Origin of the sequence: Bradyrhizobium sp. U531 (assembly GCF_051710265.1) — a bacterium.
Taxonomy (GTDB): Bacteria; Pseudomonadota; Alphaproteobacteria; order Rhizobiales; family Xanthobacteraceae; genus Bradyrhizobium.
Map to the genome: position 1 here is coordinate 379,157 of NZ_JASVEN010000001.1, position 14,128 is coordinate 393,284.

The 14,128-nt window shown below is 65.5% G+C and carries 12 protein-coding genes; 6 read left to right on the forward strand and 6 right to left on the reverse strand.

The annotated features are described in order from the left end of the window. Window positions 1-28: 28 nt before the first annotated feature. Together gpt and QRQ56_RS01835 are read left to right on the forward strand one after the other, a co-directional pair. Complete coding sequence (gene gpt / locus QRQ56_RS01830) at window positions 29-556, forward strand: xanthine phosphoribosyltransferase (RefSeq protein ID WP_438737217.1); 528 nt, start codon at window positions 29-31, stop codon at window positions 554-556. A 106-nt stretch (window positions 557-662) separates the two neighbouring features. Next, window positions 663-1,280, forward strand: coding sequence for a hypothetical protein (locus QRQ56_RS01835; protein ID WP_438737219.1), 618 nt, complete (start codon window positions 663-665; stop codon window positions 1,278-1,280). Window positions 1,281-1,305: 25 nt separating this feature from the next. Here the strand turns inward: QRQ56_RS01835 and QRQ56_RS01840 are convergent, their stop codons facing one another. Further along, window positions 1,306-2,328 carry a methionine synthase gene (locus QRQ56_RS01840; protein ID WP_438737221.1) on the reverse strand — a complete coding sequence of 341 codons (1,023 nt, stop codon included), beginning with the start codon at window positions 2,326-2,328 and terminating at the stop codon, window positions 1,306-1,308. 133 nt (window positions 2,329-2,461) lie between these two features. On the opposite strand from QRQ56_RS01840, the gene QRQ56_RS01845 reads away from it, so the two are divergent. The 4 genes from QRQ56_RS01845 (at window position 2,462) to QRQ56_RS01860 (ending at window position 7,035) form a co-directional block, all read left to right on the forward strand. Further along, window positions 2,462-3,163, forward strand: coding sequence for a glutathione S-transferase N-terminal domain-containing protein (locus tag QRQ56_RS01845; protein ID WP_438737222.1), 702 nt, complete (start codon window positions 2,462-2,464; stop codon window positions 3,161-3,163). Between the two features lie 129 nt (window positions 3,164-3,292). Next, complete coding sequence (locus tag QRQ56_RS01850; RefSeq protein ID WP_438737224.1) at window positions 3,293-3,901, forward strand: 2-hydroxychromene-2-carboxylate isomerase; 609 nt, start codon at window positions 3,293-3,295, stop codon at window positions 3,899-3,901. Then, window positions 3,901-4,878, forward strand: a complete 978-nt coding sequence (locus tag QRQ56_RS01855) for an NADPH:quinone oxidoreductase family protein (RefSeq protein WP_438737226.1) — start codon at window positions 3,901-3,903, stop codon at window positions 4,876-4,878. Before QRQ56_RS01850 ends, QRQ56_RS01855 begins: the two co-directional genes overlap by 1 nt. A gap of 108 nt (window positions 4,879-4,986) precedes the next feature. After that, entirely contained in the window at window positions 4,987-7,035 is a 2,049-nt protein-coding gene (locus tag QRQ56_RS01860) for a methyl-accepting chemotaxis protein (protein ID WP_438737228.1), read from the forward strand. A 32-nt stretch (window positions 7,036-7,067) separates the two neighbouring features. Here QRQ56_RS01860 and QRQ56_RS01865 read toward each other — a convergent pair whose 3' ends face one another. The 5 genes from QRQ56_RS01865 to QRQ56_RS01885 form a co-directional block, all read right to left on the reverse strand. Further along, entirely contained in the window at window positions 7,068-7,958 is an 891-nt protein-coding gene (locus QRQ56_RS01865; protein WP_438737230.1) for a crotonase/enoyl-CoA hydratase family protein, read from the reverse strand. A gap of 126 nt (window positions 7,959-8,084) precedes the next feature. Continuing rightward, a complete protein-coding gene (locus QRQ56_RS01870) occupies window positions 8,085-9,518 on the reverse strand; it encodes an amidase (RefSeq protein ID WP_438737231.1) in 1,434 nt (477 codons plus the stop codon). 3 nt (window positions 9,519-9,521) lie between these two features. Further along, window positions 9,522-10,685: a M20 aminoacylase family protein gene (locus QRQ56_RS01875; RefSeq protein WP_438737233.1), complete on the reverse strand. Its 1,164-nt coding sequence runs from the start codon at window positions 10,683-10,685 to the stop codon at window positions 9,522-9,524. Between the two features lie 14 nt (window positions 10,686-10,699). Beyond that, a complete protein-coding gene (locus tag QRQ56_RS01880) occupies window positions 10,700-12,205 on the reverse strand; it encodes a M81 family metallopeptidase (protein ID WP_438737235.1) in 1,506 nt (501 codons plus the stop codon). A 211-nt stretch (window positions 12,206-12,416) separates the two neighbouring features. Next, complete coding sequence (locus QRQ56_RS01885; protein WP_438737237.1) at window positions 12,417-14,066, reverse strand: ABC transporter ATP-binding protein; 1,650 nt, start codon at window positions 14,064-14,066, stop codon at window positions 12,417-12,419. Between the last annotated feature and the right edge of the window lie 62 nt (window positions 14,067-14,128).

The window sequence follows — 14,128 nt, forward strand, 5'->3', positions numbered from 1 at the left end:
CGGGCGCTGTGCGAAGCAGGAGAAGACAATGGCTGGTGAAGCACCGGAACTGAGTGCGCAGGAGCGGGCGGGCCGGGCCTTCCCGGTCTCGTGGGACCAGTTCCATCGCGATTGCCGGGCGCTGACCTGGCGGCTCAACGAGGTCGGTCCGTTCCACGCGGTGATCGCGATCACCCGCGGCGGCCTGGTGCCGGCGGCGATCGTGGCGCGCGAGCTTGGCGTGCGCGTGATCGACACGGTCTGTATCGCGAGCTACGACCACGACAAGCAGGGCGAGCTTCAGGTGCTCAAGGGCATTTCGGAGCAGGCCATGAAGCTCGGCGGCGGCACCGGCAAGGGCCTGTTGATCGTCGACGACCTCGTCGACACCGGCAAGACCGGCAGGCTGGTGCGCGACATGCTGCCCGATGCGCATTTCGCAACCGTCTACGCCAAGCCGAAGGGGCGTCCTCTGGTCGATACCTTCATCACCGAAGTCTCGCAGGACACCTGGATCTTCTTTCCCTGGGACACCGCGCTGTCCTATCACCCGCCGCTGCGCGACGGCGCGGCTTGAGGGTGGAGTCATTCCGGGGCGATGCGAAGCATCGAACCCGGAATCTCGAGATTCCGGGTCTGGTCCTTCGGACCATCCCGGAATGACGACAGCGGAATAGTGGCCCATGCCCCTGCAAAACCGTGTCCTGCCCACCGGCGACATCATCGCCACCCCGCATCGCGGCATGTTCACCGGCAATCGCGGCATCATCCATGATCCCGCGACGAAGACGCTGCTAAAGAAGCGCTGGTCGTCGCCGGCCTGGATCATTTGCCTCTGTGAGTTTCGCGGCTGGCGGCGGCCGGTGATGGCGCGGCGGAGCTGGACCGAGCTTTTCTTTCTCGACGAGGCCACTGCGTTTGCCGCGGGACACCGACCCTGCTTCTTCTGCCGCCGCGACGATGCCAACCGCTTTCGCGCGGCTTGGGACAAGGGGAATGGCACGAGCAAGGTGAGCGCGAAAGCGATGGACGCCGAACTGCATCGGGAGCGGCTCGATCGTGGCAAGAAGCGTCTGCATCCGCTGACGGGGCCGCTCGCAGAATTGCCCGACGGCGCGATGCTGCAGCAGGGCGAGGAGAGCTTTCTGATCGCGAACGGCCGGCCGCTGCTATGGTCGCCGGCCGGCTATGCCCGCGCCGGGCACGAGCTGAAAAGCCCCATGCTGCTGACGCCGCCGTCCACGTTGCGGGCGCTGAGCGCCGGATACCGGCCGGCGCTGCATCCGACGGCTCTGGACTAGCAGAGCCGCCTTCAGGTCACCGCCATCACCCGAGCTTCTCGCGCGCCAGCGCGGCGCCTGCGCCGAGTGCCATCAGCTTGGCTTCGGCGATCTCGCGCCGCATCGGGGCCATGCCGCAATTGGTGGTGGCGATGATGTTGCTCTTGGGCACGAATTTCGTCACCGCCTCGATCACCTTCACGACGTCCTCGGCGGTTTCCACGGTGTCGTTGGCGACATCGATCACGCCGGCCTGCACGATCTTGTTCTTCAGCAGCGCGAGCAGGTCGAGCGGCACCTTGGAATTGCGGCACTCGATCGCAACCTGCTGGATCGGGCTGGCGTCGATCGCCGGAAAGATCTGCTCGTACTGCCGCCATTGCGCGCCGAGCGTTTCCTTCCAGTCGGTGTTCGCCTTGATGCCGTAGCCGTAGCAGATGTGCACCGCAGTGGTGCAGGTCAGCCCCTGCGCGGCGCGCTCCAGCGCCTTGATGCCCCAATCGTTGACCTCGTCCATGTAGACGTTGAAGGCGGGCTCGTCGAACTGAACGAAATCGACGCCGTCCGCCTGCAAGGCCTTGGCCTCCTCGTTGAGCAGCTCGGCGAAGGCAAACGCCATCTTGACCCGATCGCCATAATAGCGGTCGGCAATGGTGTCGATGATGGTCATCGGACCGGGCAGGGTGAACTTCAGCTTCTTCTTGGTGTGCGTGCGCGCCACGCGCGCCTCGAAGGCGTGCACGCGATCCCTCAGGCGGAGCGGGGCGACCACCTGCGGCACCATCGCCTTGTAGCGATCTTTGCGGATGCCCATTTCGACCTTGTGGGCGAAATCGATGCCTTCGATCTTTTCGAGGAATCCGTGGACGAAATGCTGACGGGCCTGCTCGCCTTCGGTGACGATGTCGATGCCGGCGTCCTCCTGGATCTTCAGCCAGATCAGCGTCGAGTCGCGCTTGGCACGCAGCAGCTCGTCGCCTTCAGATTTCCAGGGTGCCCAGAGCATGTTGGGCTCGGCGAGCCATTCCGGCTTCGGCAAGGAGCCGGCGATCGTAGTTGGAAACAGCATGGCGGCCCTCCCGGCAGGTTGTGTTGCGCCCCTTCCTGCCATGTCTTAACGTCGAGGTACAGAACAACGAAAGTCGCTCTCTATTCCAGCTGCGGCGACAGGAAATGCCAGGGAAGGCCTCAAGGAACAGGTCATGATCGACCTCTATTACGCGCCGACGCCGAACGGCTGGAAAATCTCGATCATGCTGGAGGAGCTCGGGCTTCCCTATACGGTGAAGCCCGTCAACATCCGCGCTGGGGAGCAGTTCGCGCCTGAGTTCCTGGCGATCTCCCCGAACAACCGCATTCCCGCGATCGTCGATCATGATCCCGCTGACGGCGGCGGACCGTTCTCGGCGTTCGAGACCGGCGCGATCCTGATCTATCTGGCGGAAAAGACCGGCCGCTTTCTGCCGACCGATCTGCGTGGCCGCTCCACTGCGATCCAGTGGGTGATGTGGCAGATGGCGGGCCTGGGGCCAATGCTCGGCCAGCACGGCCATTTCGCGCTCTATGCGGCGGAGAAGATCCCTTACGCGATCGAGCGCTATCGCGACGAGGCTGCGCGGCTGTACGGCGTGCTCGACCGGCAGCTGAAGAAGACCGGCGCTTACGTCGCCGGCGACTATTCCATCGCTGACATCGCCTGTTTCCCCTGGACCATGACCCACAAGGCGCAAGGTTTCACGCTCGACGACTATCCGAGCGTCAAACGCTGGTACGCCGAAATCCGCGCCAGGCCGCTGGTGCAGGCGGGGCTTGCGATCGGAAAATTCGTGAAAGAGCCGTTCGACGAGGAATCACGCAAGATCATGTTCGGGCAGAAGGCTAAGGAAGTGCTGGGACGGAAGTAGGCACCGTCATTCCGGGGCGCGACGAAGTCGCGAGCCCGGAATCCATCGGGCCGCGGAACGAGAGGCGAAATGGATTCCGGGTTCGCGCCCAAGAGGCGCGCCCCGGAATGACAGACATGAGGAACCACCATGATCGAATTCTTCTTCGACTGCTCCAGCCCCTGGACTTATCTCGCCTTCCACAACATCCAGCCGCTGGCAAAGGAGCTGGGCGCCGAGATCGTCTGGCGGCCGATCCTGGTCGGCGGCATCTTCAACACGGTCAATCCGAGCGTCTACGCGCAGCGCGAGACGCCGGTGCCGCTGAAGGCGCGCTACATGAAGAAGGATCTTCAGGACTGGGCGCGCTCGGCCGGCCTTGCGATCAAGATGCCGCCGACGGTGTTTCCCGTGAACAGCGTCAAGGCGATGCGCGGTTGCATCTGGCTCGGCAAGGAAGTGGTGCCATTCGCGACCGCTGTGTTCGAGACCTATTGGGGGGAGGACAAGGACATCTCGCAAGACGCCGTGCTCGCCGCGATCTGCAGCAAGGTCGGCATCGACGAGCAGAAGTTCTTCGCCGGCATTTCGGAGCAGGGCATCAAGGACCAGCTCAAGGCCAATACCGAAGAGGTCGTCGCCCGTGGCGGCTTCGGGTCGCCGACGATCTTCGTCAACAAGACCGATATGTATTTCGGCAACGACCGTCTGCCGCTGATCCGCGAGGCGCTTCTGCGCAGCAAGGCGAGCGCGGCCTGATGGTGCGCGCCGTCGTCTGCCACTCGCTCGGCGAACCCGAAGCCCTGCGGCTGGAAGAGTTTCCCTCGCGCGCCCTGAAGCCGGGCGAGGTGCGGGTCAAGATCCGCGCCGCCGGCCTCAATTTTCCCGACGTGCTGATGGCCGCCGGTCAATATCAGCTCAAGCCGGAATTGCCGTTCACGCCCGGCATGGAAGCCGCCGGCGACGTTACTGAGCTTGGCACTGAGGCGAAAGGTGTTGCCGTCGGCGACAAGGTCATCGTCAAGATGCGCCATGGCGCGTTCACGGACGAAGCAATCGTCACGCCGTCGCAGCTCACCCCCAAGCCCTCGACATTCGACTACGCGGAGGCTGCGACTTATCTTGCCGGTCATGGCACGGCCTATCATGCGCTGATCGATCGCGGCAGGGTCGAGCCGGGCGAAGTGCTGCTGGTGCATGGCGCGGGCGGCGGCACGGGATTGGCGGCCGTCGAGATCGGCAAGATGCTGGGCGCGACGGTGATCGCGACCGCCTCGAGCGACGAGAAGCTCACTATTGCCAAATCGCGCGGCGCCGATCATCTCGTCCGCTACGACCGCGAGCCGTTTCGCGATGCCGTCAAGCGCATAACCGATGGTCGCGGTGCGGACATCGTGTTCGATCCCGTCGGCGGCCAGGTCTTTGAAGACTCGATGCGCTGCATCGCCTGGGGCGCGCGCCTCCTGGTGATCGGCTTCACCGGCGGCATTGGTTCGGCCAGGACCAACCTGCTGCTGATCAAGGGCGCCAGCGTGCTCGGCGTGCGCGCCGGCGAAGCGGTCCGCAAAAATCCAGCGCTCGGCGAGGTGCGCCTGAAGGCGCTGCTGCAATGGGCAGAGGAGGGCAAGCTGCGCCCCAACGTCTCGCACCGTCTGCCATTGCAGGATTATGCAAAGGCGATGCGGCTCCTGATCGACCGCAAGGCGATCGGGCGTGTGGCGCTGACGATGGACTGACCGGCCCTGCCGTTTTAGTGCGCAGGTACCGCCTATCTTTTTCTCACGCGTATAAGGAGTTTTCTTTACCAGTCTGATCCTATCACGAGCATGCAATCGCGAACTCGGATGATGTTCAGGAAGATAAGAATAATTCATCGCATCGCTCTGGCGGCACTGCTGCCTCTTGCGACGCTCGCTGCGCTGGCCCTGTACGATATTTCCGCCAAATGGACCGTGCGCTCGGAAATGGTGGCTATGCAGCCGGTTGTCGACGGGGTCGGCAAGTTGAGCGGCCTGGTCCACGAGCTGCAGCGCGAACGCGGACTGTCCCTGACCTTTCTGAGCAGCAAGGGCGCGCAGCTGGGGGCCGAACTCCAGCAGCAGCGTGGCCGCACCAACGCTGGGCGCGCATCGGCGCTAGGCGCGCTGGTAGATCTGGCGCGCGAAGGCAGCGGCCGGCTCACTTCCGCAAGCCAGGCGGCAATCGAGAGCCTGGGGCGTCTTGAGTCACTGCGCGCGCAGATCGATCGCCAGGCGATCGCTCCCGCGGCTGCGACCGGCGCCCTGACGGAGATTGTGGGACGCCTGATCACGGTGACGTCAGGAATTTCCAAACTCGCGACGGACGACGAGATCTCGCGCTCGATTGCCGCCCACGCCAATCTCGTGGAAGCCAAGGAACGCGCCGGCCTGGAACGTGCGACTGTCGCCGGCGCGATCGCCGCCGGACGTTTCGAACCGCAGGCCTATGTCAGGGCGATTGGCCTTGCGGCTGCGCAGGACAGCTTCTTTACCGCCTTCCGCGCCGTTGCATCGCCGCACGCGCGGGATCTGTTCGGCTCTGAATTGTCGGGCCCCGCGATCGACCAGTTCGACGGCATGCGCAAAGTCGTCGAGCGGGGCGGGCTTGCGGGCGAGTTTGGCTCGCTCGACAGCAAGGCCTGGTTCGATGCCGCCACGGTTCGGATTGATCTGTTGAAGAAGATCGAGGATGGGCTGGTGACGGAGCTCACCGGCCTGATGGTGAAGAAGAAGTCCGACGCCACTCTGAGCCTTGGTCTCGTGATCGCGTTGGCTCTGCTCGCGCTGCTGACGAGCATGGCGACCGCGGCGATCATGGCGCGCGGCATCACCGTGCCGATCGGGCGGCTCGCCGGCACCATGACCCATCTTGCCGACGGCAAGCTCGACCAGCAGGTCGAGGGCACCGACCGCGCGGACGAGATCGGCGCGATGGCGTGCGCGGTTCAGTTCTTCAGGGAAAGCCTGGTCCGGAGTGTCGAGCTCAACGCGAGAGAACGCGAGGCGGCTGCGCAGCGCGCCGCGCGCGCGACGCGCATCGACGAACTCTCCGACCGTTTTGACGTCGACGTCACCGAGGTGATCGAGACCGTCATCTCCGCGTCGTCCCAGCTGGAGGCGACCGCAGGCGGGATGAGGCGATCCGCCGGCCAGACCAGCGACGAGGCCGCGAGCGTGGCAGGCGTGACCGAGATTGCGTCGGCGAACATGCAGACCGTCGCCGCGGCCACCGAGGAATTGTCCAGCTCGGTCGCCGAGATCGGACGGCGCGCGACGCAGTCGGCGCAGATCGCGGAAAAGGCCGTCGCCGAAGGCCGGCGCACCAACGAGACGGTGCAGGGCCTCTCGTCGGCGGCGGAGAGGGTTGGCGATGTGCTCCAGCTGATCAACGAGATCGCGCGGCAGACGAATTTGCTGGCGTTGAACGCGGCGATCGAAGCGGCGCGGGCGGGACAGGCGGGCAGAGGATTCGCCGTCGTGGCGGGCGAGGTGAAAGGCCTCGCCGAGCAGACGTCCAAGGCGACCGACGATATTCGCGATCAGGTCGCCGCCATCCAGGCCAGCTCCGGACAGGCCGTGAGCGCGATCCATGGCATCACGGCGACTATCGAGGAGATCAACGAGATCACCTCGTCGATCGCCGCCGCGGTGGTAGAGCAGGACGCGGCCACGCGGGAAATCGCCCGCAACGTTCAGGAAGCCGCGCGCGGGACCGGCGAGATCTCACAGAGCATCCAGGGCGTGAAAGTCGGCTCGAGCGAGTCCAGCGCCGCTGCCGGCGAAGTGTTCGATGCTTCCGAGGAACTGACGCGTCAGTCGGAAAACATGCGCCAGTTCGTCGAGACCTTCATTCGTGCCATCAAGGCGGCGTAGGCCTGTTTCGCCTACGCCACCGGGTCAGCTCGTTACTTGTAGTCCCGCTCCGACCACCAGGGGAAATAGTCCGGCATGTCGGTCGAGACCTTGTTCTTGAATTGCGCGGGACGCTTCTCCAGGAACGACACCACGCCTTCCTTCACGTCGTCGGAGCGGCCGCGGGCGTAGATGCCGCGGCTGTCGACCTTGTGGGCTTCCATGGGATCGTCCGCGCCCATCATGCGCCACATCATCTGGCGGATCAGGGCGACCGAGACCGGCGCGGTCTTGGCGGCAAATTCCTTGGCGAGCGCGCGGGCGGTCGGCAAGAGATCATCGGGGGCGACGACCTTGCTGACGAGGCGGCCGGCGAGGGCTTCCTGGGCCGGGAAGACGCGGCCCGAATAGCACCATTCCAGCGCCTGCGAGATACCGACGATGCGCGGCAGGAACCAGCTCGAGGCAGCCTCCGGCACGATGCCGCGCTGGGAGAACACGAAGCCGAACCGCGCGGCATCCGAGGCGATGCGGATGTCCATCGCGAGCTGCATGGTGACGCCGATGCCGACGGCTGGCCCGTTCACCGCGGCGATCACGGGCTTCAGGCATTTGAAGATGCGCAAGGTGACCTGCCCGCCGCCGTCGCGCACCTGCGGATCGCTGTAATCGACCTTGCCGTCGGCGAGGCGCTTCACGGGTCCGCGCCGGGCGTCGCGATCGAACGTATCGGCGCCGGAGGAGAGATCGGCGCCGGCGCAAAAGCCGCGCCCTGCGCCGGTGACGATGATGGCGCGGACGTTGTCGTCCTTGTCGGCGGCGTCGAACGCGTCGATCAGCTCGGCCTGCATCTGCGCGTTGAAGGCGTTGAGCTTGTCGGGCCGGTTCAGCGTGATGGTGAGGATCTGCTCGGCGACCTCGTATTTGATCGTCTCATACGCCATGGGTGGTTTCCTTCCGTGGGATTCTTGACCCAATTCTGTCATTGCCGGGCTTGACCCGGCAATCCATCTTTTCAAAGAGGATGGATGCGCGGGTCGAGCCCGCGCATGACGAATTGTGCAGTGACGCTAGTGCTGCGTCTTGTGTGAAGGCGGCTTCGGCCAGGGCTTCTGCGCGCCGCGCAGGCCCTCGAAGGCCTTGGCCATGCCGAGCACGCCGATATCGTCGAAGCGGCGGCCGACGATCTGCACGCCGATGGGAAAGCCGCTGTCGTCGAAACCGCCGTTGAGGGAGACCGCGGGGTTCTCGGACATATTCCATGGCACGGTATAGCAGATGTGCTCGAACGGCCGCATCGGATCGTTGGTCGGCGAGGCCCACTCCGCCGGATAGTTCACGTTCGGCGCGGTCGGCGAGATCACGTAGTCGAGCTCGCAGAACAGCTTTGCCGCGGCGGCGCGGATCGCCATGGTCTGGTTGAAGCCGCGGATCACGTCGACGCCCGAGAGCTTTGCGCCGGAGACGCCCCATTTGAAGATGTAGGGCAGCACCTTGGCCTGTTCGGCCGGCGTCAGCTTGGACAGATCGTCCCACATCCGCGCCCGCCAGAAATTGTCGAGGCCGTCGAGCATGTCGCGGGTCAAAATGCCGTCGATCTCGGTGACGACGCTGCCTGCGGATTCGAACGCCTTGGCGGCTTTCACCGCAACGTCGCGGACGGCTCGTTCCGCCGGCAGGCCGACGCCGGCATCGAGCATCAGGCCGATGCGCAATTTGCGCGGTGATTTCTCGGGGCCTTTCCAGTTGAGCGGCTCGGCCGGCAGGCTCATGCCGTCGCGCCGGTCGGGCTTTGCGATCACGCTCATCATCAGCGCGCAATCGTCGACGGTACGGGTCATGGGGCCGGCGACGCGGCCGACATAAGTGGGATCGATCGGCACGCGGCCAAAGCTCGGCTTGAGGCCGACGAGGCCGCACCAGCCCGCCGGCAGGCGCACCGAGCCGCCGATATCCGTGCCGAGATGCAAGGGGCCATAGCCGGCCGCAGCCGCGGCGCCTGCGCCCGCGCTGGAGCCGCCGGGATTCTTGGAGAGGTCCCACGGATTGCGCGCCAGCGCATGGAAGGAGGAGAGCCCGGAGGACAGCATGCCGTAATCGGGCATGGTGGTCTTGGCGAAGATGATCGCCCCGGCTTCGCGCAGCCGCGCGGCGGGCGGGGCGTCCTTCTCGGCCGGAACCAGCTTGACGCTGGCGGCCCCCAGCGGCACCGGTACGCCCTTGGTCGCGATGTTGTCCTTCACCGTCACGGGCACGCCGTCGAGCGCGCCGGACGGCTCGCCGCCGGACCAGCGCGCGGTCGAGGCCTTTGCGGCCTCGCGCGCGCCGTCGGGGTCGAATGCATAGAGCGCCTTCAGGTGCGGCTCCCACGCAGCGACATGCGTGAGCAAATCCTCCAGCACCTCGCTCGGCGAGAATTGCTTGGCGCGATAGCCGGCGATCAGATCGACCGCGGAGAGATCGTGCAGCGAGGTGACCGCTTCGTCAGGGCTCTTCTTGTGCATTTTCTAACCTACCGGCATACGGGTCTCGATGATCCGGGCGAACATGCTGGCGCCGATTGGCAGGATCTTGTCGTCGAGCACGAAGCCGGGATTGTGCACGGGCACCGAGCCGTCATGGCCGACCCAGAAATAGGCGCCGGGAATGGTCTGCAGCATGTCGGCGAAATCCTCGCTGCCCATCTTGGGCTGGGCGCGGGTGATCACGTTGGCGGGGTCCACGATGGTGCGCGCGACGTCCTCGACCACCTTGGACTGCTCGACCTGGTTGACCAGCACGTCGAAAGTATCGCGGATGTCGACGTCGATCACGCACTGATAGGCGCTTGCGATGCCCGCGCAGATGGTGCGGATGCGTTCGCTGACGAGGGTGCGGACTTCCTTCGAGAAGGTGCGGATGGTGCCGCAGAGATGCGCATCGCCGGGAATGACGTTGTAGGCGGAGCCGGCATGGATCTGGGTGATCGACACCACCGCGGCCTGCAGCGGCTCGACGTTGCGGCTGACGATGGTCTGGATCGCTTGCGCCAGCGTGGTCGCGATGATCACTGCGTCCTTGGAACGCTCGGGCATCGCGCCATGCGCGCCATAACCGGTGATGCGCAGGTCGAAGAAGTCGGCGCTGGCCATCGCCGGGCCGGGCAGGATCGCGATCTCACCGTGGTTCAGATCCGGCGCGTTGTGCAGGCCGTAGAGCTCGTCGCAGGGAAACTTCTCGAACAGCCCGTCCTTGATCATGGCACGTGCGCCGCCGAGGCCTTCCTCGGCCGGCTGGAAGATCAGGTGCACGGTGCCGTCGAAATTCCGGGTCTCGGCGAGATAGCGCGCGGTGCCCAGCAGCATGGTGGTGTGGCCGTCATGGCCGCAGCCGTGGAAGCGGCCGGGGATCTTGGAGCTCCACTTCAGATTGGTGTTCTCTTCCATCGGCAGCGCGTCCATGTCGGCGCGGAGGCCGATGCGCTTGCTCCCAGAGCCCTTGCCCTTGATGACGCCGATCACGCCGGTGCCGCCGAGACCGCGATGCACCTCGATGCCCCAGCTCTTCAGCTTGTCGGCGACGATGCCGGAGGTGCGCACTTCCTCGAAGCCGATTTCGGGATGGGCGTGAAGGTCGCGGCGGATGGCGGTGAGTTCGTCGGCATAGCCGTCGATGCGCTCGAGTGTGGGCATGTGTCTTGATCCGGTTAGCGTGAGGAGGGAATGAAAACGGGGCCGTTCGGCTTGATGCGGATGCCCGGACGCAGGCGCGTCCAGGGCAGCGAGGCGGTATCGGCCGGCATCGCGCCGGGCGCGGCGCAGATCATCAACTTCTCTGCGATCGGCTCGAAATCGGCGCGGAAGTGCACGGAACTCTTGTTGACCAGGATCTTCTCCTGCGTCGGCTCGATGCCGACATAGCGGTACATCGCCTGGTCGGCGAGCTGCGCCTTGTGCGAGGAGACGACGACCCGGACGTCGCCGATGCGCAAGGCTGCGGACGGGCCCATCTCCATCTCACGGCCACCGTAATACGGGCCCGGCGCGACGAAGCGGCCGTCGGAGAGCTTTTCGACGACGAAGGTCTCGGTGTAGGGCTCGTCGCCGGGAATACCGGACTTGCCGCCGAGCGACAGCGTGACCGTGGCGCCGACGCCGGCCGCATGCGCGGCCTTTGCCGATTCCGGATCGTAGATCGCGCCGGTCGCAGCGCTCGCCTTGTTGCGCACCAGTGCGCGCAGCATGCCCGTGGTGTCGGAATCGCCGCCGGCGCCGGGGTTGTCCTGGGTGTCGGCGATGATGATCGGCTTGCTCGCGCTCTTCGCAAGCTCCATGGCGTGGCGCACGCCGTCGTCGGGCGACCAGATCTTGCCGTCGAAATCGTCCTCGTGGCCTTCGATCAGCTTCACGATCGCGTCTGCTGCGCGATCGGCGTCCGCCTGCGTCTTGCCATAGGCGAACACGCTCGGGCCGCAGTCGCGGAAATCAGCGGCTGGGAAGCCCGGCGCGAAGGACAGCGTCGGAACCGCATCGCTCTCCAGCGCGGCGAGCTTCTCGTAGATGCCCTTGGTGGGGAAGTCGTTGGTGCATTGCCAGCTGATCGCGATCAGGAACGGCAGTTGGCAGAAGGACTTTGCGAAGCGCCGCTTGGTCTTGAGCAGCAGGGCGAGGTGTTTTGCCGACGCGCGGCCGGTGTCGGCCATGTCGACATGGGGATAGGTGCGGTAGGCGATCAACGCATCCGCATGGTCCATCATCTCGGGGGTGACGTTGGCGTGCAGGTCGAGGCTCGCGACCAGCGGAATATCCTTGCCGATGACGCGGCGCACACGTGCCAGGATCTCGCCTTCGCCATCGTCGAGATGCTCGGTGACCATCGCGCCGTGCAGGTCGAGATAGACCGCGTCGAGCGGGCCCGCGGCTGCGATGCCGTCGACCATCACTTTCACGATGCGCTCGAAGGCATCCTTGGTCACATGGGCCGACGGGCTCGCACCGCAAGCAATGGTCGGAACCAGTTCCCAGCCATTTGCTTCGGCGCTGTCCACGAAGCCGGCGAGGCCGACATTGATGCGCCGCATCACCCTGAGCACGTCGGCGCCTTCCGTCATCGCCGGCCAGCCGCCGCCATGCTGGAAATCGGCGAAAGTCGCCTTCGTGGGCGCGAAAGTGTTGGTCTCGTGCAGGAAGCCGCCGACGGCGATACGTGTCATCAAATCAAGTCCAGCGTTGGAAAGTGCGCGACGTTAGCCTCGGCCTTGCGGCGGAGGCAAGGTGAGAGGCCGTCGCGCCGCGCATGGCCTCAAGCTGTTTTGGGAATGCGTGCCGCGCACACCGTCATTGCGAGCGTAGCGAAGCAATCCAGGGTCTATCCGCGGAGGGATTCTGGATTGCTTCGCTACGCTCGCAATGACGAGGATGAGCCTACGCGCTCGCCCCCACGCCGTCAGCCACCGGCCGGAAGTTCGCAAAGTCCCAGTTGCGCCCCGGCGCGGCATCCAGCAGGGCTTTGGTGTAGGCCTCCCTGGGATGCGTCAGCACTTCGGCGGCGGGGCCCTGTTCGACGACGCGGCCGTGCTGCATCACCACGACCTCGTCGCAGATCTGCGCCGCGACGCGGAGGTCGTGGGTGATGAAGAGGATGGCGATGCCGAGCCGCTTCTGGATCTCGTCGAGCAGCTCCAGCACCTGCGCCTGCACCGAGACGTCGAGCGCGGAGACCGCCTCGTCGGCGACCAGCACGTCCGGATCGAGCGCGAGCGCACGGGCAATGGCGATGCGCTGGCGCTGGCCGCCGGAGAACTGGTGCGGATAGCGCGACACCGCGTCGGCGGGCAGGCCGACGAGCTCGAGCAGCTCGCGCGCGCGCTTGATCGCATCTGCATGCGAGACGCCATAGTTGATCGGACCTTCGGCGATGCTCTCACCGACGGTGACGCGCGGGTTGAGCGAGCGGTAGGGATCCTGGAACACGATCTGGATCTTCTGGCGGTGCGGCTGTAGCAGGCGGCGCGAGATGTCGGCGATCTCGCGGCCGGCGAGGCGAATGCCGCCGGAGGTCGGGTCGATCAGGCGCACGATGCAGCGCGCCACCGTAGATTTGCCCGAGCCGCTTTCGCCGACGATGCCGAGCGTGCGGCCCTTGCGCAAAGTCAGCGTGACCTTGTCGGCGGCGACGACCTCACGGCCTTTGCCGAAGAAAGCGCGCTCCTTGAAGATCTTGCTGAGGTCGTTGGCCTCGAGCACGACTGGCTCGCGGCTCTCCTCGCGCGGCGGCCGCGGCACCAGGCTCGGCACCGAGGCGAGCAGGTTGCGGGTGTACTCCATGGTCGGATTGCGCAGCACCGTGTCGAGCGGACCGGTCTCGACCAGGCGGCCCTGCCGCATCACCGCGACGCGGTCGGCGATCTCGGCGACTACGCCCATGTCATGGGTGATGAACAGCACGGCGGTGCCGTGATCGCGCTGAAGCTCGCGGATCAGGGACAGAATCTGCTTCTGCGTAGTGACGTCGAGCGCGGTGGTCGGCTCGTCGGCGATCAGCAGCTTCGGCTCCAGCACGAGCGCCATCGCGATCATGATGCGCTGGCGCTGGCCGCCGGAGAGGCGGTGGGGATAGGAGGCGAAGATGCGCTCGACCTGGGGCAGGTGGACCTGCTCCATCATGTCGAGGATGCGCTTCCTGCGCGCCCTGGCATCGAGCTTGGTGTGCGCGCGCAGCACCTCGTCGATCTGGCGGCCGACCGGCACCACCGGATTGAGCGCGGTCATTGGCTCCTGGAAGATCATCGCCATTTGCGTGGCGCGGAGTTGGCGCAGACGGCGATCGGTCGCGGTGAGGATCTCCTCGCCGACCAGCTTGACGCTGCCGGCAGTGGGCACCAGCGTACCCTTTGGCAGCAGGCCCATCGTGGTCAGCGAGGTCACCGACTTGCCCGAGCCGCTCTCGCCGACGAGGCACAGCGTCTCGCGCTCGCGCACCTGGATCGAGATGCCGTCGATGATCTTCGGCCCGCCCGGCTTCTTGCCGATGGAGACGACGAGGTTGTTGATGTCGAGGATGGTGTTGGTCATCAAGTTACTCCGACGTCATTGCGAGGAGCGAAGCGACGAAGCAATCCAGAAATCTTTCCGCG

Bases quoted from the DNA above. Each gene is read 5' to 3' on its own strand.
- QRQ56_RS01860 (WP_438737228.1), top strand. From the start codon at position 4,987: ATGATGTTCAGGAAGATAAGAATAATTCATCGCATCGCTCTGGCGGCA.
- QRQ56_RS01855 (WP_438737226.1), top strand. From the start codon at position 3,901: ATGGTGCGCGCCGTCGTCTGCCACTCGCTCGGCGAACCCGAAGCCCTG.
- QRQ56_RS01870 (WP_438737231.1), bottom strand. From the start codon at position 9,518: ATGCACAAGAAGAGCCCTGACGAAGCGGTCACCTCGCTGCACGATCTC.
- gpt (WP_438737217.1), top strand. From the start codon at position 29: ATGGCTGGTGAAGCACCGGAACTGAGTGCGCAGGAGCGGGCGGGCCGG.
- QRQ56_RS01835 (WP_438737219.1), top strand. From the start codon at position 663: ATGCCCCTGCAAAACCGTGTCCTGCCCACCGGCGACATCATCGCCACC.
- QRQ56_RS01880 (WP_438737235.1), bottom strand. From the start codon at position 12,205: ATGACACGTATCGCCGTCGGCGGCTTCCTGCACGAGACCAACACTTTC.
- QRQ56_RS01845 (WP_438737222.1), top strand. From the start codon at position 2,462: ATGATCGACCTCTATTACGCGCCGACGCCGAACGGCTGGAAAATCTCG.
- QRQ56_RS01875 (WP_438737233.1), bottom strand. From the start codon at position 10,685: ATGCCCACACTCGAGCGCATCGACGGCTATGCCGACGAACTCACCGCC.
- QRQ56_RS01850 (WP_438737224.1), top strand. From the start codon at position 3,293: ATGATCGAATTCTTCTTCGACTGCTCCAGCCCCTGGACTTATCTCGCC.
- QRQ56_RS01885 (WP_438737237.1), bottom strand. From the start codon at position 14,066: ATGACCAACACCATCCTCGACATCAACAACCTCGTCGTCTCCATCGGC.
- QRQ56_RS01865 (WP_438737230.1), bottom strand. From the start codon at position 7,958: ATGGCGTATGAGACGATCAAATACGAGGTCGCCGAGCAGATCCTCACC.
- QRQ56_RS01840 (WP_438737221.1), bottom strand. From the start codon at position 2,328: ATGCTGTTTCCAACTACGATCGCCGGCTCCTTGCCGAAGCCGGAATGG.